Origin of the sequence: Aeromonas sp. 2692-1, from assembly GCF_013085505.1 — a bacterium.
Lineage (GTDB): Bacteria > Pseudomonadota > Gammaproteobacteria > Enterobacterales > Aeromonadaceae > Aeromonas > Aeromonas hydrophila.
The window spans coordinates 3,464,027-3,484,909 of sequence record NZ_CP038513.1; the positions used below are offsets into that span (position 1 = coordinate 3,464,027).

General features: G+C 60.3%; 16 protein-coding genes. 4 read left to right on the forward strand and 12 right to left on the reverse strand.

Annotation, left to right across the window (positions count from 1 at the left end; translation table 11 throughout):
* Positions 1–58: 58 nt before the first annotated feature.
* The 4 genes from E5E97_RS16365 to E5E97_RS16380 form a co-directional block, all read right to left on the reverse strand.
* Complete coding sequence (locus E5E97_RS16365; RefSeq protein WP_171280571.1) at positions 59–925, reverse strand: hypothetical protein; 867 nt, start codon at positions 923–925, stop codon at positions 59–61.
* A gap of 66 nt (positions 926–991) precedes the next feature.
* The gene (gene hrpA / locus E5E97_RS16370; RefSeq protein WP_171280572.1) at positions 992–4,891 is read right to left on the reverse strand and encodes an ATP-dependent RNA helicase HrpA; all 3,900 of its coding nucleotides are present in this window, start codon (positions 4,889–4,891) and stop codon (positions 992–994) included.
* 213 nt (positions 4,892–5,104) lie between these two features.
* Complete coding sequence (locus E5E97_RS16375) at positions 5,105–5,527, reverse strand: CBS domain-containing protein (RefSeq protein ID WP_016350742.1); 423 nt, start codon at positions 5,525–5,527, stop codon at positions 5,105–5,107.
* An 84-nt stretch (positions 5,528–5,611) separates the two neighbouring features.
* Positions 5,612–6,682, reverse strand: a complete 1,071-nt coding sequence (locus E5E97_RS16380) for a transcriptional regulator (protein ID WP_011706072.1) — start codon at positions 6,680–6,682, stop codon at positions 5,612–5,614.
* Between the two features lie 1,037 nt (positions 6,683–7,719).
* Here E5E97_RS16380 and E5E97_RS16385 point away from each other — a divergent pair.
* The gene (locus tag E5E97_RS16385) at positions 7,720–9,408 is read left to right on the forward strand and encodes a glycosyltransferase family 39 protein (protein WP_118881207.1); all 1,689 of its coding nucleotides are present in this window, start codon (positions 7,720–7,722) and stop codon (positions 9,406–9,408) included.
* 186 nt (positions 9,409–9,594) lie between these two features.
* Here E5E97_RS16385 and E5E97_RS16390 read toward each other — a convergent pair whose 3' ends face one another.
* The 4 genes from E5E97_RS16390 to E5E97_RS16405 form a co-directional block, all read right to left on the reverse strand.
* Positions 9,595–9,924, reverse strand: coding sequence for a YbaB/EbfC family nucleoid-associated protein (locus tag E5E97_RS16390; protein WP_017408384.1), 330 nt, complete (start codon positions 9,922–9,924; stop codon positions 9,595–9,597).
* Positions 9,925–10,039: 115 nt separating this feature from the next.
* Positions 10,040–12,592: a DNA polymerase III subunit gamma/tau gene (dnaX, locus tag E5E97_RS16395; protein WP_118881206.1), complete on the reverse strand. Its 2,553-nt coding sequence runs from the start codon at positions 12,590–12,592 to the stop codon at positions 10,040–10,042.
* 182 nt (positions 12,593–12,774) lie between these two features.
* Complete coding sequence (apt, locus tag E5E97_RS16400; RefSeq protein WP_016350746.1) at positions 12,775–13,320, reverse strand: adenine phosphoribosyltransferase; 546 nt, start codon at positions 13,318–13,320, stop codon at positions 12,775–12,777.
* A gap of 131 nt (positions 13,321–13,451) precedes the next feature.
* A complete protein-coding gene (locus E5E97_RS16405) occupies positions 13,452–13,829 on the reverse strand; it encodes a YbaN family protein (protein WP_118881205.1) in 378 nt (125 codons plus the stop codon).
* A gap of 219 nt (positions 13,830–14,048) precedes the next feature.
* Here E5E97_RS16405 and dusC point away from each other — a divergent pair, with 219 nt between their 5' ends.
* The 3 genes from dusC (at position 14,049) to E5E97_RS16420 (ending at position 16,312) form a co-directional block, all read left to right on the forward strand.
* Positions 14,049–14,993 carry a tRNA dihydrouridine(16) synthase DusC gene (dusC, locus tag E5E97_RS16410; protein ID WP_118881204.1) on the forward strand — a complete coding sequence of 315 codons (945 nt, stop codon included), beginning with the start codon at positions 14,049–14,051 and terminating at the stop codon, positions 14,991–14,993.
* Between the two features lie 97 nt (positions 14,994–15,090).
* Entirely contained in the window at positions 15,091–15,459 is a 369-nt protein-coding gene (locus E5E97_RS16415) for an RNA polymerase-binding protein DksA (protein WP_011706064.1), read from the forward strand.
* Between the two features lie 94 nt (positions 15,460–15,553).
* Positions 15,554–16,312, forward strand: coding sequence for an ABC transporter substrate-binding protein (locus E5E97_RS16420; RefSeq protein ID WP_011706063.1), 759 nt, complete (start codon positions 15,554–15,556; stop codon positions 16,310–16,312).
* Between the two features lie 49 nt (positions 16,313–16,361).
* Here the strand turns inward: E5E97_RS16420 and rnd are convergent, their stop codons facing one another.
* From rnd to E5E97_RS16440, 4 genes are all read right to left on the reverse strand, one after another.
* Complete coding sequence (rnd, locus tag E5E97_RS16425) at positions 16,362–17,474, reverse strand: ribonuclease D (RefSeq protein WP_171280573.1); 1,113 nt, start codon at positions 17,472–17,474, stop codon at positions 16,362–16,364.
* A gap of 96 nt (positions 17,475–17,570) precedes the next feature.
* Entirely contained in the window at positions 17,571–19,247 is a 1,677-nt protein-coding gene (fadD, locus tag E5E97_RS16430; RefSeq protein ID WP_118882270.1) for a long-chain-fatty-acid--CoA ligase FadD, read from the reverse strand.
* A 198-nt stretch (positions 19,248–19,445) separates the two neighbouring features.
* A complete protein-coding gene (locus tag E5E97_RS16435; protein ID WP_162901934.1) occupies positions 19,446–20,312 on the reverse strand; it encodes an alpha/beta fold hydrolase in 867 nt (288 codons plus the stop codon).
* A gap of 8 nt (positions 20,313–20,320) precedes the next feature.
* Positions 20,321–20,836, reverse strand: coding sequence for a Slp family lipoprotein (locus E5E97_RS16440; RefSeq protein WP_016350775.1), 516 nt, complete (start codon positions 20,834–20,836; stop codon positions 20,321–20,323).
* Positions 20,837–20,883 lie beyond the last annotated feature (47 nt).

Consider the following 20,883-nt stretch of genomic DNA (forward strand, 5'->3'; position numbering starts at 1 on the left):
AGCACCTCGCAAAACGAGGGCGCATACTATCACGGGCCCCGAACAGTGACAAGAGACCTTAACGCCCCTGCTCCAACCGGGCAAAGCGCTGCTGCCGCTGGGCTGGGCTCAGGGCATCGAAGCGGGCCAGGGTCTGCGGCGCCGGACAATACAGGGTGTCTCCGGCCTTGACCCGAATGCCATTGCCCATCAGCGCCCGATTGTCATCGACGATAGCCAGCAGATAGCTGTAGGTATCCCCTGCCGCCCCCGTCACGGTACCGCTCTGGGCCAGCATGGCGGCGATACGCCAGAGCGTCTCCCCCGCCGCGACCTGATGACATACCCGTTTGCCGCCCGCCGCTGGCGCCGCCAGCGTGAGGGTACTGCCGGTCGGCTCGCTCGCCAGTGAAACCAGAGCGGGATCCTGCGCCTCACCTGCTTGAGCAAGCAGTATCGTAGGCGCTTGCCAGTCTGCTGCTCGCAGATTCAGAACGGCCAGCAGGGGCTCGGCATCCTCTGTACTATTGCTACGGGGCTGACCTGGTCGCTGCGGCGCGGCAAACTCGGCCATGAAGGGCACACCAAGGGTGGCCACCTCTTGCTGCGCATGGTGCTGGTAAGGGGGTACCGCAACGGGTGCCAGCCCGTAGGCCGCCTCGTCAATGCGCCTTAACCTGGCCAGATAGGCCTTGGAGAGCTCGGCCTCCCCTTCGAACAGATCGAATGGGGGCACCAGCCTGGCCGGAAACAGCACCTGCCAGCGCCCCTTCTTCTTCTTGAGTTCCAGGGTGGGAAATTGATTGCCCCGCCAGGCCACGAACATGGCGGGCGGGGTGCGTTGCAGCGGGTAGTATTCCGGGTTCAGTTGCACCCAGGTTTGCTCGGCAATGGGTTGATAGCCACTGATGTTGACCATCGCCATCCCTAACCAGATTCCAAGCATCCTTGCTCCTCCGTCAGCGTCCAACCGGCCGGCAACACGGCACCGGCCTCTCTCCTTTACAGCAGATTAGCACTGAGCGATAGCATTCAGCACCCGTTTATCGGAGACCGGATAGGGGGTCCCCAGATTCTGGGCAAAAAACGATACCCGCAGCTCCTCGATCATCCAGCGGATATTGGCCACCTCGATGGGAATAAGCTGGGATTTGGGGATCTTGGCCAGCAGCGCCTTGTACTCCGACTCCACGCTGTGCACCTTGAGCATATAGACCCGATCCCGGTTGGGATCGATGGCGAGCTTCTCCAGGCGCCGCTCGATGGCCCGCAGGTAGCGCAACAAGTCAGGCAGCCGCTGCCAGCCGGTCTCGGTGACAAAGCCCTTATGGATAAGGTTGCCGAGCTGCTGCTGGATGTCCGACATGGCAAAGGCGGTGTCGAGCTGCATCTTGCCCTTGAGCCGTTTCTTGATCTCGTGGGACAGGGTCAGCACGGCTTCCACCTGCTTGGCCACCTCCACCACCGCATCGTTGAGCTCGGCGCGAACATACTCCTTGAGTGCCTCGAAACCGGCCTCGTCCCACGCCATGCCGCCGTGCTGCTCAATCAGCTTGTCGCAACCACAGGCGATACAGTCGTCGATAAGCTCGGCCACCTTGCCAAACGGGTTGAAATAGAGCCCCAGCTTGGCCTTGTTGGGCAGCTTCTCCTGCAGATACTTGATGGGCGATGGCACGTTGAGCAGCACCAGCCGGCGCTGGCCCGCCCACATCAGCTGCTGCTGCACCACCGGGCTCTCCACCAGCTGGATGGCGACCGAATCCTTCTGATCCACCAGGGCCGGATAGGCTTTCACCTCAAACCCGCCCCGCTTCTGGCTGTACTCCTGGGGCAGCTCGCCAAAGCTCCACAGGGTGAGGCCGGACTGCTCGATGTCATCGTCCGCCACCTGGGAGAGGGTCTCCTGCACCTTGCCGCGCAGCGACTCTTTCAAGGCCTCCAGATTTTTGCCTTCCGCTACCTTCTTGTGCTTGTCGTCCACCACCCGGAAGGTGAGTTTCAGGTGATCGGGCACCGCATTCCAGTCCCAGGATTCACGGGGCACGGTCACGCCGGTCATGCGGCGCAGCTGGCGCTCCATCTCGTCCAAGAGCGGCCCCTGCTCGGGATTGATGCTGGCGAGCAGTGCATCGGCATAGTTGGGCGCCGGCACGAAGTTCTTGCGCATCGGCTTTGGCATCGACTTGATGAGGGCCACCAACAGCTCGTGACGAAGCCCCGGGATCAGCCACTCGAACCCCTTCACCTCCACCTGATTCAGGAGCGGCAGCGGAATATGCAGGGTCACGCCATCCGCCGCCTCCCCCGGCTCGAACTGATAGGTCAGCTTGAGCTTGAGGCGCCCCTGCTGCCAGAAGTTGGGGTAGTCGAGATCGCTGATGTGGGCCGCATCCCCCTTCATCAACATCTCTTTCTCGAAGTTGAGCAGCTCGGCGTCCTGCTTTTGCGCCTCTTTCCACCACTTGTCGAAATGGCGAGCGGAGATCACCTCCTCTGGCAAGCGGGCATCGTAGAAGCGGAACAGATCCTCGTCATCCACCAGGATGTCGCGCCGACGGGACTTGTGCTCCAGCGCCTCCACCTCGGCCAGCAGCTTGCGGTTATCGCCAAAGAAACGGTGACGGGTCTCGAAATCCCCTTCCACCAGGGCGCGGCGGATAAACAGCTCGCGGCACAGCGCCGGGTCGATACGGCTGAAGTTGATGGTGCGCTCATTGACCAGGGTCAGGCCATAAAGCGTCACCTTCTCCTTGGCCATCACGGCACCATTTTTCTTCGACCAGTGGGGATCGCTGTGGTGCAGCTTGATGAAGTGGCCCGCCAGTGGCTCCACCCACTCGGGTTCAATCTTGGCGTTGATACGGGCGTAGAGGCGCGAGGTCTCCACCAGCTCGGCGGCCATCACCCACTTGGGCGGCTTCTTGAACAGACCCGAGGCCGGGAACAGGTGGAAACGGCCATTGCGGGCCCCGAGGAACTCGGGCTTTTCCAGATCCTTGTTGCCGATGTGGCTCAAAAGGCCGGTCAGCAGCGCGCAGTGCACCGTCTTGAAATCCGCCGGTTCATGGTTGGCTTTAAAACCCAGCTCTTTCACCGTCTGACGCAGCTGGAAATGGATGTCCTGCCACTCGCGCACCCGCAGGTAGGAGAGAAACTCCTTCTGGCACATGCGGCGGAACGGGTTGCTGCCAAGGGAATCCTGCTGCTCTTTCAGATAGTTCCAGAGGTTAACGAAGGCGAGGAAGTCGGAATCCTTGTCCTCAAAGCGTCTGTGCTGCTCATCGGCGGCCTGCTTCTTCTCCATGGGCCGCTCGCGAGGATCCTGAATGCTGAGAGCCGCGGTGATCACCATCACTTCGCTCAGACAGCCGGTCTGCGCCGCACTGATCACCATCTTCGCCAGACGCGGATCAAGGGGGATGCGCGAGAGCTGGCGACCGGTCTCGGTCAGCTGCAGTTTCGCTTCGCGATCGCCCGTGGCGGGCAGCTCGCGCACCGCCTCCAGCTCTTTCAAGAGGGTCAGGCCATCCTTGATATGGCGCGACTCGGGTGGCTCGACGAAGGGGAAGGCCTCCATGTTGCCAAGGCCGAGCGCCAGCATCTGCAGGATGACGGAGGCCAGGTTGGTGCGCAGGATCTCGGGGTCGGTGAAGGCCGGGCGGCCGTTGAAATCCTCCTCGGAGTAGAGGCGGATACAGATACCGTCCGCCACCCGGCCGCAGCGACCCTTACGCTGGTTGGCGCTGGCTTGGGAGACCGGCTCGATAGGCAGGCGCTGCACCTTGGTACGCCAGGAGTAGCGGCTGATGCGGGCGGTGCCCGGATCGATGACGTAGCGAATGCCCGGCACCGTCAACGAGGTTTCCGCCACGTTGGTGGCGAGCACGATGCGCCGCCCGGCGTGTTGCTGGAACACCTTGTTCTGCTCTGCGTTGGAGAGGCGGGCGTAGAGCGGCAGCACCTCGGTGTCGCGCAGGTTGAGCTTGCGCAGGGCATCGGCGGTATCGCGGATCTCCCGCTCGCCGTTCATGAAGATGAGGATGTCCCCCAGCCCCTCGCGGGCCAGCTCTTCCACTGCATCGAAGATCCCCTGCAGCTCGTCGCGCTCCTCCAGCCCTTCACTTTTATCACTGGTGAGCGGACGGTAGCGCACCTCCACCGGATAGGTGCGACCGGAGACCTCGATCACCGGTGCCTTGTTGAAATGGCGGGAGAAGCGTTGCGGGTCTATGGTGGCCGAGGTAATGATCACCTTGAGGTCGGGGCGCCTTGGCAGCAGCTGCTTCAAGTAACCTAGGATGAAATCGATGTTGAGGCTGCGCTCGTGGGCCTCATCGATGATGATGGTGTCGTACTGGGTGAGCATCCGGTCGTTCTGGATCTCCGCCAGCAGAATACCGTCGGTCATCAGCTTGATGTGGGTCTGTTCGCTCACCTGATCGGTAAAGCGCACCTTGTAGCCCACGTAGTGACCGAGCTCGGACTCCATCTCTTCGGCAATGCGGGCCGCCACGGTGCGGGCCGCCAGACGACGCGGCTGGGTGTGGCCGATGAAACCCTTCACTCCACGCCCGAGCGCCAGACAGATCTTGGGGATCTGGGTGGTTTTGCCCGAGCCGGTTTCACCGGCGATGATCACCACTTGGTGCTCTTCAATGGCTTTGGCGATCTCCGACTGCTTCTGGCTGACCGGCAGGTTGTCCGGATAGGTGACCTTGGGTACGCCTGCCAGACGGGACTGATAACGCGCCAGTGCCGCATCCAGATCGGCGGCGATGGTCTCAAGCACGGCCGCCTGTTTGCCCTCGGGCAGCTTCTTGGCCCCGTGCAGACGGCTGGAGAGACGGCGGGCGTCGAGATTCATGCAGGCAGGGAGACGGCGGCGCAGCGCCTCGATAGAGAGAGACAAGGTACGAATTCCTTAAAAGAGTGCCCGGCAAGAGGGCCATATCGATAGCTGGGAGAGATCCTAAAGAGCGAGGCCGGAGGGTGCAAGCCTTAAAGCGGCCGCGAGGGCGATGAAAGAGGCGTTATCCGGGTAGGCGGCACTCCCCATCACCATAAGAAAGAGCAGGCCAGATGCCTGCTCTTGGGATGACAACAGTACCCCCATCAGCCGAGTTCAGGCCCGCGCCTTGCGCACGAAGCAGGCTCCCAGCTGGGCGTGGATGGCCTGCATCACGTCGTGGCGGCTGATGACCCCGAGCAGATGTCCCTCCTCCACCACCGGGTAAATCTTGGGTTTTTGCCCCATCATCATCTCGGCCAGCTCCAGGATGCTGGTATCGGGGCCGACGGCCAGTACCTCCTTGCGCATCACGTCCCGTACCTGGGCCACCTGTTCGCAGTGATAGGCCTCTTTCAACATGACGGCGATGCAGTCCTGCTCGGAGACCCAGCCCACCAGATGGCCCCGCCCATCCACCACGGGGCCGCCAAGCTGGCGGCTGTTGAGAAATTTTTCCACCGCCGCCTGCACCATCATCTCTGCGCTGAAGGTGATGGGCCGAGTCTGCATATAATCCTTTGCCTTGAGTGATTCCATCCTGCATTCCCCCAACCGGCCTCCCGGCCGGGAGGCGCGAGCCGGGCACTATGTCCAGCTCACTCCAAGCATAGCTTGCATGGATCAGGAGATGGATTGCAGCAACAGCAAGAGCTCGTTCTGGCTGTGACAATCGGTCTTCTTGAAGACCCCTTTCAGTGTCGAGCGCACAGTTTCCACCTTGACACCGCGCAGCTCGGCGATGTCGTTGCTGCTGTAGCCCTTGCTCATCAGCACCAGCAACTCTTTCTCGCCGATGGTGAGCGGATAGAGACTGGCCAGCGCTTCGATGTCGGGGTTGAAGGAGTGTTCGGGATCCCGCAGTACCACTTCCACATACCGCTCGAAGCGGTTGAGACCGCTCATCAGGGTGCACTGGATCAGCAACGGCCGCAGATTGGGCTGACGGGGAATGGACATATAAGCGCTGGCACCGGGCAGCAGATAGGCAAAGCCATTCAATATCTCTTTGAACTGGCGCTGTTGCTCCTTATTTTGCAGCGAGAAAATACCATTGCCTGCCCGCAACTCCACGTTTTCGTCAGCAATACGATTGAAGGCCACGTTGGAATAATGAATATGCCCTTTGTCATCCACGATGGCGCTGGGTTTATTGTGGTTTTTCACCAGCTGTTGCAGCTGATAGTTCTGGGTTTCCAGGGCCAGCAGGTTCCAATAATGTTGGCTCCAGGCCGCAAGACCAGAATAAACTTCGCCAAGGGAAGAAATTTCCTGGGCACTGAAATCATCCTGGGTGGCCGCCCGATAAGTACACAGGCTGCTAAGTCCCCGCCCCTTCACCCGGCAGACACCACCGGCCGCGAACTGGGCGCCGAAGCTGGCCAGCAGACCCGCCGAGTTGGACAGCGTGTTGGCGCTGACGATCCCCTGGCAGCCCTTGTCCAGATAGTGATTGAACCACACATCCTGGCGATGGTGCTGGACGTAGAACTGCTGCTGGGCCTCGGTCAAGCCGCTCGCGAAGAGCTTGATGCCGTCGCTCTTGTCATCATCGCGCAACAGGAACAGCGACGAGCTGCCCGACACGTCGGAGCGGAACTGATCCACCACCAACTTAATGTCAGAATCATTAATACCGCACTCATATAACTGGCTTATATAGGGCGATACCCTTTCTTTTACTAATGCCTTCACACCCGAACTCCTAATTCTTATTTTTATTGAAGTGGCATCTTACTCTGCAATGAGAAACGCGAAAAGTAGTCAAATGAACAAAGGTTTTATAACTGATCCATAAATAGTAATGATGAAACGACATAAGCGTCTTCGAAAGCGAAAATCTTAAATCCAAGTTAATGTTTTATATGATTTTTGTCGTTGATGTTGGGTTTGTCTGCAACAAGGCAACAGGCCAGTCCAACGGTCGATTGCACGCAAAACCACTTCCTTCACGCCATTTGTTGCGACAAGTTGCACTGCAGCGACAAAATCATCCCGCCAGCCGGGCCGTTGCCCCAGTTATTCTGGGTCTGCCGCTGGCGCTACGCACTCCTCGATTCGAGCGTATTGGCTGGCAACTTGTCCGGATAGGGGCAACCACCAAAGTACTCTCGGCAACTCGAAGCGCTTTATCTCGACCTTCGTCGCCGGCATTCTCCTCATCGTCTCGGTCAACGTGGATCAGCTGGCGGTGATCTGGCTGCAGAATGAGCACACCCAAAAGACGCTATCACCTCACTTGCTGTTGACGTATCCAGTCAAGCGAAGATCCCAACACAATGCATCTGCTCTGCCTACCTTCGCCATTGCCTCGATACCTGGTGCACCTTCCATCAGGAAGTCGCATATATCGAGCTCCAGAAAACTGATATGCAAAAATAAAAGCATAACAACGTTCAGGAATCTCAATATATGGTCAACATATTTATTAAGGGTTCGCCAAGCACTTCAGTGATGACCAAATCAGAAGTGTAAATGAAGCCATCGAGGTATTTATTGACGAATGGTGAAACAAGACACAATGTCTCACCACAATAAAGGTAAACGTCTTAAGTAATATTTGGTAACAACTTGTTCATTAGCATCCATAAGAATATGTGATACTAGATTGAACATCGACATTTTAGTGTGGTGAGCCTTTATCAATATGGATATTACCATGACCCATTCTCAAACCACGGGTGTCAGACCGTTCGTTGTCAAAACGCAGCCTTGCCTGCCGAGAGGACCTCATGCAACCCACTAATACAACCCCTAATACGCATCTGTACGGATTATTGCTGATGGTGCTGGCCATCCCCCTGATGGGCCAGTTTGGGCACCAGCTGTGGACCCCTGACGAGCCTCGCGAGGCAGCCATCGCCTGGGAGATGTTCACCAGCCGTGAACTGGCCATCCCGACGCTGGGCGGCAGCAGCTTCATCGAAAAACCGCCCCTTTATTACATCCTCACCATTCCCTTTCTTGCCCTGCTGCACGACAACCTCGGCGTCACGGTGGCGCTGCGTCTGGTAGGGGCGCTGTGGGCCATGGCAACCCTGCTGTTCACCGGCCTGTTGGCCAGACGGGTACTGGGCTCCAGCACTGCCGCCCTCTGGTCGGTGGTCGCTCTGGGAACCATGGAAGGCTTCATCATGAACAGCCACTGGATCCGGGTCGATACCAGCCTCGCCTTTTTCGTCGCCTTCACCATGTGGGCATTTGCCGAATGGTATCTGGCGGATCGCCAGCACATGCTCTGGTGTGCAGGGCTTGGGCTCTCCCTCTGCTTTCTGGTCAAGGGCCCCATCGGCCCCATCACCCTCTTCTTCGGCTGGCTGGCGCTGTTTCTGCCGGCACTCAAACGCCATCTTGCACGCCAGGAGGGAGGCCGCTTCGTGATACAGCACCTCGGCATGACCCTTCTGTTTATCACCCCTATCGCCGGCTGGCTGCTGGCCCTGTGGCAGCATCCTGAGGGGGAGTCGCTCTGGCAGCAGTGGTTCTGGCAAAATCAGGTGGGCAGGTTGACGGGCAGCTCGACCGAACTCGGTCACATCAAGCCCGGTGAATACTTCTTTTACCTTGGCGGGCTGGCCGAATACACCCTGCCCTGGCTGCCCCTGGTGCTGCTCTGGTGCTGGCAGACCCTGAGGCAAAAGCAGTGGAGCACCTCCCGCCTGTTTCTGCTGAGCTGGGCGCTGGGCACCCTGCTGCTGCTCAGCATTGCTTCCACCAAGCGGACTCTCTACCTCTTTCCACTGATGCCGGTCTTTGCCCTGATGATCGGGCAACTGAGCGTCTGCTGGCCTCGCTGGCTCAATGGTTATGGTCGTGGCTGGACCTTGTTCATGTTCCTGTTTGCACTGGCGCTGCTGACGGCCCCCTTTTATCTGCCGCTGTTGCCGCTGGAAATACCCGACAAGGTGCTCAGGGTCATCAGTACGCTGGGTTGGCGGCATGTATTTGCGGCCATATTTCTTATATTCGCAGTAGAACAGTTGTGGCGCTGGCGTGAAATACATGGCGCGACCTTGCTGGCCAGCGCTGCCGGTATTATGTTCATGCTGACATTTATTCTGGCCTACCCCGCCATTGATGCCGCCAAGAATATGAAAGATGACACCCAACATTTCTTGTTTAAAATACCGATAGCACAACGCGCCAATATTGCTGGCTGGCAATTTGGTGAAACCGAACGCGGATTATTCTCGGTATATGGCAACTGGCAAATAACCAATGTCGACAAGACCCGCCTCAATGCTATTTTGACCTGCCAGGACCCCGTCTATACCAGCCTGCTCATCAACCAGGATGATCCGCAGTTTCAACTGGCCGAGTTGCTGGCAGGGCTGCCTTACCGGCTACTGGCGACAGGCCACCCCAGGGTAGACAAGGATGCCCGAGCCATCTATTGGGTGAAGGGACGCTGCCACCCTTGATAGTTGCTCCCACATGGCTTGGTTAGCACTGCGCAGTTGTACGCCTTCAGGCAACCAAACAAGACCGGCTATCGCCTTGCAAACCGGATAAAAAAACACCGCGGATACATCTCTGTATCCGCGGTGTCATCTGGTCACGCCATCGTGCGCAAAAAACGCGGTGCGGCGCGCCCTGCCAGGCCGAGCTTAGAACGGCAACTTGAAGCCGGGGGGCAATTGCATGCCGCCGGTCAGTTCGCCCATCTTGCTCTTGTTCTGCTCTTCCACGCGACGCACGGCATCGTTGACGGCTGCGGCCACCAGATCTTCCAGCATCTCTTTGTCATCTTCCATCAGGCTCGGGTCGATCTCGATGCGGCGCACGCTGTGGCTACCGGCCATGGTGACCTTGACCATGCCAGCGCCGGCTTCACCAACCACTTCCATCTGGGCAAGCTGCTCTTGCATCTTCTGCATGCGCTCTTGCATCTGTTGGGCCTGTTTCATCAGGTTCCCCATTCCACCTTTACCAAACATATGTCGTCTCTCGTCTTGAAATCCGGCATCCAGCGCCGGGCCGTGGGTTTACCCGTCCTAAGTGGGGACAGCCAAACCATTTTTCAACCGGGCACCAGGCCCGGCATGGTGTTTGTCAGCGACTCAGTGGCTCTATGCTGTCGTGGTGAAGCACGGCGCCGAATCGCTGCTGCAAAAATTGCACGTTGGGATCCTGCTCCAGATCCCGGGTGACCTGCTCACGCACCCCGAGATAGAGGCGATGTTCTATCTCCAGCGGCGTTTCCTGCTCAGGCACGTTGCCCAGCGTGACCTCCACCTGCACCGGTTGCCCCAGCTCGGGGCCGATGATCTCGGCCAGATCGGCCCGTGCCCTGTCGCTGATCAGATGGCGCTGCTCCGGTTTGAGGGTCAACAGTACCTTGTCCCCCTGCTGGCTCATGACCGAGTTGATGGCCAGCTGACGCAGCCGACCACCGACGCCGGTGCGAGCAATCAGCTCAGCCCAGGGATCGCCACAGCTGTTCAGCAGGGAGGACGGGATCAATCTGGCCGCCACTTCTCCCGCTTGCGGCTGGCTGTCACCCTCCAGCTCGTCCCAGTCGATGGTTTCCATCACCGAGACAGCAGGCACCGGCTCGCTGACAACGACCTCGCGAGAGGCCGTCACGGGGGCCGCAACAGGCGCAGCGCTAGCCTGCCGAGGTGCACTGCCGTCCAGATCCCAGGGCGGCAGATCGTCTGACTGAGGACGTGTCACGGCCGCGGGGAGAGGCGCCGGTGGCACCGCCTGGGCAGCCCGCTCCGGCAGAGGGGCACTGGCAAACGCATCGCTGAAACCTTGGCTCAAATACTCTTCGTAGTCGCTGCCGCTCTCTTCATAGGCATCGAGCGGCGGCAAGTCGTCATACCCCGTCTGCAGGGCTGGCCGGGCAGACGCCTGCCCTTGCCCATCAACCCGCGCCGGTTGCGGTTCACAAGCCGGGGCTGGCGTGGCGGCGGCTGGTTGCATCACCGTTGCCGGTCTGGCGGCAGCCACCGGTTTGGCGGGCGCTGTGCGCGCAGCGCTGGTAGCCGCAGACGGTTCGCTACGCAGGCGACTGCGCAGCAGATTGCGCTTGCCAAGCAGGCTTTGCATGCTGGAGACCGTCGAGGGGACGGTATCTGTGTCGGCCACAACCTCGGCCTGCGGGATTGATTCGGGCTCGGACTCGGCCATGACAGGCACTGAAGGGGGAGCTACAGACGCCTCAGCCGGCAGGTCGCCGGACGCGGCCGGCAACGTCACCGCCTCGTAACCCATCTGCTCAGCCTCGCGCAGCAACTCATCCTGCTCGGCAAACAGCGGATCCAGCTCGGCGCCGTTATCCTGTCTCTCCAAAGCAGGCTCGACAGCTGCTGGCTCAACCATCACTACAGGGGCCATGGTCGCTGCAGGCACGGCGGATGCAACCGCTGACGGAGCCAGTGGCGCTGCGCTGGCAGCCGGGGCCGGCTCAGCCCCCTGGGACTTTCCCGGCGCCGCTGCGCCACTTCTCGCCTCTGTCGCCAACCCTCCCATGGCAGGGGGCAGCGCCGTCAGGCTGGCGGGGTGCAGTACTTCACGCCGGGGCGAGAAGGCCAGCATCCGCAGGCAAGTCATCTCCAGCGCGGTGCGGCCATCGGGGGCCCAGGGCAAGTCTTTACGGCCGCCCAGCACGATTTGATAGCAGAGCTGCACCTCTTCCGGGCTCATGGCCTGGGCCAGCTGCAGCAGGGCATCGGCGTCCGCCCCCTGCTCCTGCACGCTGGCCGGTAACAGCTGGGCCATGGCGATGCGATGGAGCAGCCCTTCCAGCTCGGCGTGCAGCTGATCAAAGTCGGGTCCCAAGGTGGCGATTTCGGTGATCTTGGCCATGGTGGCCGGCGCATCCTGGCGCAGCACCGCCTCCAGCAGCTGGTGCAGATGGCGATGATCGAGCGTACCCAGCATGGCCAGCACGCTGTCGAGGCGCACGCTGCCATTGCCGTGAGCCAGCGCCTGATCGGTCAGGCTCAGGGCATCGCGCATGCTGCCGTCAGCCGCCTTGGCCAGCGCCAGCAGGGCGCGCGGTTCAAAGGGTTGCCCCTCCTGATCCAGCACCCATTCGAGCTGCTTGGCGATCTGGGTCTGATCCAGACTCTTCAGATGAAACTGCAGGCAGCGCGAGAGGATGGTGATCGGCAGCTTCTGCGGATCCGTGGTGGCCAGCAGGAACTTCACATAGGGGGGCGGCTCTTCCAGGGTTTTCAGCAGCGCGTTGAAGCTGTGGCGCGACAACATGTGCACTTCATCGATGAGATAGACCTTGAAGCGGCCACGGGCCGGCCGGTACTGCACGTTGTCGAGCAGTTCGCGGGTGTCTTCCACCTTGGTGCGCGACGCCGCATCGATCTCCAGCAGATCGACGAAGTTGCCCTGATCGATCTCGCGGCAAGTGTCGCACACCCCGCACGGGTGGCTGCTGATCCCCTGCTCGCAGTTGAGGCTCTTGGCCAGGATGCGGGCGATGGTGGTCTTGCCGACCCCGCGGGTGCCGCTCAGCAGATAGGCGTGATGCAGCCGTCCCTGATCCAGGGCGTTGGTCAAGGCGGTCAGCACATGGTGCTGGCCTACCACTTGTTCAAACGTATGGGGGCGCCATTTACGCGCCAGAACCTGATAGCTCATAGATCTCGATGCAGGGATGACAAGGCATTGAGGCTGGATGCTAACACAAATGCGGGGCGGGCTGTATCGGCTATCGGCCAGGGCGGGAGGGATCGCTTGAATTTCAAACCGATGCCCGTACGGGCACCGGTCTGGACGCAGGCAAGGCTGACGAGACCTGCCTGCTTGGTGAGACTGAGGGCTTATTCGCCCGGCAGTTCGACCAGAGAAACCACCTTGACGCCGGCGGCAGTCAGGCGGGCATCACCACCGAGGGACGGCAGGGAGATGATGAAGGCGGCATCAACCACTTCACCGCCGGCACGGCGAATGAGCTTGACGGTGGCATCGACGGTGCCGCCAGTGGCCAGCAGATCGTCCACGACCAGCACCTTGTCACCGGGCACGATGGCGTCGGTGTGCAGTTGCAGGGTGTCGGTGCCGTATTCAAGGGCATAGGACTCTTCGATGACGGCGCGGGGCAGCTTGCCCGGCTTGCGAACCGGCACGAAGCCCAGACCCATGGCGTAGGCTACCGGCGCGCCGAAGATGAAGCCGCGCGCTTCGGTACCGACAATCTTGGTGATCCCTTGATCACGATAGTGATTGGCCAGCAGATCGATGGTGGCCTTGAAGGCGTCGGCATTCTCGATCAGGCTGGTGATGTCGCGAAACAGGATGCCCGGCTTCGGATAGTCGGGAATGGTCTTGATGCTCGCTTCGATAAATTTCAGGGTTTCCGGATTCATGGTTTGACCGTTTGTTTTTCGACGCAGATGGTCGTTTCTCTCAGCTTCCCGCCAGCGGGAAATAAAAAGGCCCGTCACGCAAAAATGACAGGCCGACTCCATAGCATTATTGCCGCAATAGCTTAGGGACTTCACTTCTCCATTGCAACTGGCTCCAGCACCGGCAGACGCATTAACCAGGTGAGCAGGATCACCATTATGGCAATGAGCAGCAGCCTGACCCACAGCAGGGGGACCACCGCCAGCGACATCGAGAAGGAGAGCAGAATGAAGAGGATGGCGCGCCGCCGCGCATGGCGGCGAATGCCGCGATACTGCTGCCAGTCGGCAATGGGCGGCCCGAACCAGGGATGGGCCAGCAGCCAGCGGTGAAAACGGGGTGACGAGCGGGCAAACAGGGCCGCCGCCAGCAGCATGAAGGGCGTGGTCGGCAACAGGGGCAGCACGATGCCGATGATGCCGGTCACGAATGCCAGCCAGCCCAACCCCATCAAACACCAACGTTTCATCACAACCCCTCTTACCATGCCCTTTCGTCATCCTAACAGGATCCGCCCCCATGTTGACAACGATTCCCATTATCATGGCAACTGATGGCCCGGATTGCGGGGTTTGCGCGCCAGTAATGGCCTGAACCCGCCCATTCCCGTGGCATGACGGCTGACAACCTGCCCCGTTACCACTACAATCTGCGCTCTTTTTTCTCTGTTTGCCCTTCGGAACCGGTTATGCGCGTTATTTTGGCCCCCATGCAGGGGGTGCTGGATCACTTGATGCGGGAGGTGCTCACCTCCGTCAACGATTACGACCTCTGCGTCAGCGAATTCATCCGGGTGGTCGATCAGCTGCTGCCGGCCAAGGTGTTCCATCGCCTCTGCCCCGAGCTCAAACAGGACGGCAAGACCCGGGCCGGTACCCCGGTGCGGGTACAACTGCTGGGCCAGCACCCCGAATGGCTGGCCGAAAACGCGCTGCGGGCCATCGAACTCGGCTCCCCCGGCGTCGATCTCAACTTCGGCTGCCCCGCCCCCACGGTCAACAAGAGCAAGGGGGGCGCCGTGCTGCTCAAAGAGCCTGAGACCATCTATCGCATCGTCAAGGCGGTGCGCGAAGCGGTGCCTGCCCATCTGCCGGTGAGCGCCAAGATCCGCCTCGGCTACGATGACAAAGAGCTCTATCTGGAGAACGCCCAGGCAGTGCATCAAGGCGGCGCCAACGAGCTGGCCGTGCACGCCCGCACCAAGCGCGAAGGCTACAAGGCGCCGGCCCACTGGGAGTATGTGGATGCCATTCGCCGTGCCCTGCCCATTCCCGTCACCGCCAACGGCGAGATCTGGGATCATGCGGATGCCCTCGCCTGCGCCCAGGTCTCCGGCTGCGATACCCTGATGGTGGGCCGCGGCGCCATCTCCCTGCCCAATCTGGCCAACGTGATGAAAACCGGCTGCGCCCATATGAGCTGGGCCGAGGTACTGCAGCTGATGGTGAGCTACACCGAGCAGGACTTGGCGAGCGAGAAGGCGGACTACTACCCGAGCCGGATCAAGCAGTGGTTCAGCTATCTCAAGCGGGAGTATCCCGAGGCGGATCGGCTGTTTGGGGAAATCCGGGTACTCAAGGAGACCCATCCCATCCGGGATGCCTTGCTGCAGGCGTCGAAAACTGTGATCTAACCGTCCTTTACTTGACGCATATCATCTTGATAATCCTGTCGCTTCCCTATACTGCCCCAGATTCGTAATTCGTCTGTTGGGGGCTAGTGTGTGTGAAATGACGCAAGCTCAGTTGGCCGTGTGGCGTGATCGCCTGCTGACTGACTGGGCGCAAGTAAGAGAAGAGCTGATCGGTCAGCTCAAAGCCTGTCGGCGTGACGAGTGGGCAGAAAAGGTGGATCACTGCGAGCGGGATCAACTGGTTGATCTGACCAGCCGCCTCGACCTGCCCAAGGTGGAGCAGAGCGTGGCTCGCCTCAAACGCATCGATGCCGCCCTCTGTCAGATGGATCTGGGCCTCTATGGCCTCTGTTCCGACTGCGAGGAGCCGCTGGCCATCGAACAGCTGGAACAGGACCCGACCCTGCAACGTTGCCCGCGCTGCGAAGCCCGCTATCGCAAGGGATTCCACGCCCACGAACTCTGAGGGATGCACGTCCGTGCATCCTCTCCTACGGGCTGGTCAGCCCGACATTTCTATTCAATAATCAACAACAACCACGCTGAACAGGGACATCTCCGTGTACAGAGTCTTGTTGTTATGGTGTTTGTGCTGCTCCGCCTGGGCGCAAGAGTCGCTGCTGGTAGGCTGGTCAAGCTGGCACCCGTTCAGCTTTCGTGACGAACAGCAGCAACTGCAGGGGCTGGATATCGACCTGCTGGAAGCCATCTTCAACCGGGCTGGGTTTCACGCCAACTACAGCGAGATGCCCTGGGCCCGCGTGCTGCGCGAGCTGGAGTTCGGCACCATCCAACTGACCATGTCCGCCAACCAGACCGCCGAGCGCGACCTGTATGCCCGCTTTACCCTGCCCTATCGCAATGAAGAGACAGTGCTGCTCATCCGCCGTCAAGACAAGGGGCGCTGGCAGGAGATAACCCAGCTCTCCGACTTGCTCTCCCGGCCGGACTTCACCATCGGCCTGCTGCGTGATTTTGATTACGGCACCGATTTTCGCACCTTCATGCAGTCACCCCAGATGCAGCAGCGACTGCTGGTAAGGCTCAAAATGGAACCGCTGATCAAGCTGCTGCTGGCTGGCCGGATCCAGGGGGTTGTCATGGACCCCATGGGATTGCAGCAGCTCAATCTGGCCGGGATCCCCCTCGATCAGCTGACCACCCTGCTCGACATCCAGCAGACCCCGGTCCACCTGATGCTGAGTCGTCGCACCACCACGCCGCAGCAGTTGCAACGGCTTGATGAGGCGATCCGGGCCCTGCTGCAGAGCCCGGAGTACGGGCAAATCCTGGCTCGCTACCGCTATCCGCTGCAGTAACACCAGCAAAAAAAAGGGGCCCCGAGGGCCCCCTTTTTCTGTTTTGTGATCACTGTGCCAGCAAGTGGCCAACCAGTTCATGGCGCCAGCCCTGCAGCAGCATCGGCTTGTCGGCCCGGGCGCGCTCTTCGTCGCTCATGCGCCAGCTCCAGGTGAAGTACTGGTGAATGATCTTCTTGCTGGCCACCAGCTCGGGCGGAATGTTGCTGGCCTTGGCCTTCTCTTCCACCATCCCTTTGATGCGCTTGAGCTCGGCCTTGTACTGGGGGTAGTCCACCAGCCGGCGAATGGGCTCGGGCCAGCTGTCGGGATCGCTCTGCTGGGCCGCGGCCACGATGTCGAGCATCCGCTTGCCGTGGATCTTGATCTCGATGGGGGCCAGCCCTAGCTCGTTCAGATCGCGCAAGGAGGTGGGTCTGCGCTCCGCCACCTTGAACAGGTGCAGCTCTTTGACCACGAAGTTGAGGGCCAGATCACGGCGCACCGCCTCCTGCTGACGCCAGGCGGCCAGCTCACGCAGGATCGCCAGCTCACGACGCCCCAGTTGCCAGGCATTGACGATGTCGAGATAGGCCTGGCGGGGATCGCTGGTCTGGGTCTTGCGGGCGGAGTGGTTCTGGCACTCCTGCTCGAACCAGGCGAACTTGCCGCTTTCATGCAGCTTGGCCATCACTTTCTCGTAGAGCGGCAGCAGATAAAACACGTCGGCCGCCGCGTACTCGAGCTGGCGAGGTGTAAGCGGGCGTGCCAGCCAGTCGGTGCGGGCCTGATCCTTTTCCAGCTCCACCGCGAGAAACTCGTTGACCAGGGCGCCAAAACCGACCGATACCCCGTAACCCAGGAAGGCGGCGGCCAGCTGGGTGTCGTGCATCTGGTTGGGCAGATGGCCCGCCTGATGCTGGATAAGCTCCAGATCTTCACCGGAGGCGTGCAAGATGGCGATCTGCCCTGCCCGGCCGAGCCGTTGCCAGAGGGAGGAGAGATCCAGGGTCAGCGGATCCAGCAGTGCCAGATGCTCACCGTCATAGATCTGGAACAGGCCCAGCTGGGGATAGTAGGTGCGGGTGCGAACGAATTCAGTATCGATGGCCAGGGGAACGTCGGCCAGGGAGGCGAGATACTGATCCAGTTCGGCTTGCTGTGAAATGAGTTGATAGTGCATCTGTGCCTGCGCGTTGATCAGGGCCAAAAGAAAAAACCGTGGGCTGACCCACGGTTTTGCATAACGACGGCATGCTGCTTGGCAGCGCCACGCCGGTTACTGCTTGGCAATCTCCTCGTCGCGCAGCACGCGGCGCAGGATCTTGCCCACATTGGTCTTGGGAAGTTCGTCACGAAATTCTACCAGTTTCGGCACCTTATAGGCAGTCAGATGTTTGCGGCAGTGAGCAATAATCTCGTCTTCCTGCAGCTTTGCATCTTTCTTGACCACGAAGATCTTCACCAGCTCGCCGGAGACCTTGTGCGGCACGCCGACGGCGGCCACCTCCAGCACTTTCGGGTGCAGCGCCACCACGTCTTCAATTTCGTTCGGATAGACGTTGAAGCCGGAGACCAGGATCATGTCCTTCTTGCGATCGACGATCTTGAAGAAGCCCTGCTCGTCGCACACCGCGATGTCGCCGGTACAGAGCCAGCCATCCTGCATCACCTCGGCGGTGGCTTCCGGCCGCTGCCAGTAGCCGCTCATCACCTGCGGGCCACGCACCTGCATCTCGCCGGGTTTGCCAAGCTCGTGGATCACCTGACCTGCATCATCCACCAGCCGGATGTCGGTGGAGCAGACCGGCAGGCCGATGGAGCCGTTGTAGTCGAGCAGATCATAGGGGCAGACACTCACCAGCGGCGAACACTCGGTCAGGCCGTAGCCTTCCAGCAGCGGCGTATCGGTCAGCCCTTTCCACTGTTCGGCCACCGCCCGCTGCACCGCCATGCCACCACCTATGGTCAGCTTCAGCCGGGAGAAGTCCATCGACTGGAACTCGCCATTGTTGACCAGCGCATTGAACAGGGTGTTGACCCCGGTGATGCAGGTAAAGGGATACTTTCTGATCTCTTTGACAAAGCCCGGGATGTCGCGCGGGTTGCTGATGAGCAGGTTGTAACCGCCGATGCGCATGAACAGCAGGCAGTTCACGGTCAATGCAAACACGTGGTAGAGCGGCAGTGCGGTGACCACAAACTCCTTGCCCCGTTCCAGCATGGGGCCATAGACGCCGAGGCACTGCTCCACGTTGGCAATCATGTTGCGGTGGGTCAGCATGGCCCCCTTGGAGAGGCCGGTGGTGCCGCCGGTGTACTGCAGGAAGGCCAGATCGTCGTTGTTGATCTCGGGCTTGATGTACTGCAGATAGCGGCCCTTGGCCAGCGCCTGGCGCATGGTGCTGGCATGGGGCAGATTGTATTTGGGCACCAGCTTCTTGACATATTTCACCACGAAGTTGACCAGGGTGCCCTTGGCCAGGCCCAGGTTGTCCCCCATGCGGGTCAGGATCACGTGTTTGACCGGGGTGTCGTACACCACTTTTTCCAGGGTATGGGCAAAGTTGGAAACGATGACGATGGCCTTGGCACCGGAGTCCTTGAGCTGATGTTCCAGCTCGCGCGGGGTGTAGAGCGGGTTGACGTTGACCACTATCATGCCGGCACGCAGGATGCCGAACACCGCGATGGGGTACTGCAGCAGGTTGGGCATCATCACGGCGACCCTGTCACCCTGGCTGAGCTTGAGCTCGTTTTGCAGGTAGGCGGCAAAGGCGCGGGACTGCTCTTCGAGGCGACGGTAGGTAATGGTCTGCCCCATGTTGACGAAGGCAGGCTGGTCGGCGAATTCGTTCACCGACTCTTCAAACATCTCGACCAGGGAGCTGTATTGGTCTGGATTGATCTCGGCGGGCACCCCTTCTGGATAACGCTTCAGCCAGACTTTTTCCACGAACTTCTCCTGCATAACTAGCACCTGTGCGCTCACTGTGTTGCCTCCGTCCCTGTTCACATCCATTTCAAGCAGTTGTTTTAAGCTCATACTCTAATGCCGCCCATATTTACATAGGGCAACATCAATTAACAGCAAATTAACAACGGAAAAATGTGAGGGAGAAGACAAACCTGGAATTATTGAAAGCCGTCGATTCTACCGAATTTGACAAAATTTTTCGATACAAACCGCGGTCTCTGCCGAATTTTCCATATGAAAATGGTGGTTTCCCGCCAAAACGACCCTCTCTATCTGGGCAAACGCGGCATGACGCTGTTGCCACTGCGCCTGCAGGCTGGCAAAACCCTCTGCGCCGGCAATAAACAGCACAGGACAGGCAATGGCCCGGATCAGCGCCTGGGCCTGCCCTTCGCTCATGCGCATGGGGGAGAGATCCCGCAAACGAGGATCGCTGCGCCAGTGCCAGCGCCCTGCCCGTGCTGCCAGCTGCCGCTCGCAGATGAGGCGTGCCGAATCCGGGCCAATGTCGGCCACCTTGCAGCGCGCCGCCACCGCTTCATCGATGGACGCAAAACCCTGGGAGGCTCGCTCGCGGGTACGACTGCGATTCAGGATGGCGCGGCGCAGTTGCTCCGGCACCGCCTCGTCGGGTTGGCTGAGAGGCCCGAGCCCCTCCAGCAGGATGAGTCGCTCCACCTGCTCGGGAAAGACCCCGGCATAGGCGGAGGCGATCAAGGCCCCGAGGGAGTGACCAAGCAGCGTGAATGTCGTCCAGCCCGCCGCCTGGGCGATCTGGTAGAGATCGTCCAGCCAGTCGACGAACACATAGGGCGTGCTCTTGTGATCCGAGTGACCGTGCCCCGGCAGATCGATGCAGACCAGCTGAAAGTGGGTCAGATAGGGGGCAAGGGGCACAAAGCTCGCACTGTTGTCGAGCCAGCCATGCAGCGCAACCAGCAAGGGTTTGCTGGTCTGCTCACCCGGCACCGGCTCACTCTCAAGCAAGGCCACCCGGCGGCCATCGGCCAGGGTCAGGAAGCGCTCCTGCAGCACGGTCTTCACTCCCGGCCCTAGCGGCGCAGTGGCCGTCTCGGCCAGTAGGGATCATAGAAGGGGTCGTAGAAGTAGGGATCCACATAGCGAACCTCCACCTCCTTGACCGGCGGCCACAGCTTGCTGCCCGTCACCTTGAGCACCGAGAAACGGTATTTGTGCTCGCCTATCTGGCTGTCGAGCGGCTTGTCGATGGTGCCGAGCACCGTCAGGCTGCGCCCCTTGGCATAGAGGGTCGGGTCGACAAAGCCCTGCATGATGGCCAGAAAACGACCGGGGCTTTGCTCGGTCTGCTCCGGCACCCCGTTGGACTTGAGCGGCAGATAGACCACTTCGATGACGCTCTGATCCGCCTTGTTGTGTACCGCCGAGATGACCCCGCTCCAGCGGGCCGGTTTGCCCTCCAGGCCGGCAAGGGCCGGCTGGTAGGCCACCAGCTGGTTGGCGGGCTCATAGGCCAGCTCTTTCGGGACCGAGCTGCAGGCACCGAGCAAGAGCCCTGCGGCCCCCATCACCATTGCACGCTTCAACATGTCACGCTCCTCTGGCCGGATGAAACCGGCCTGTCAACCACCCGCAA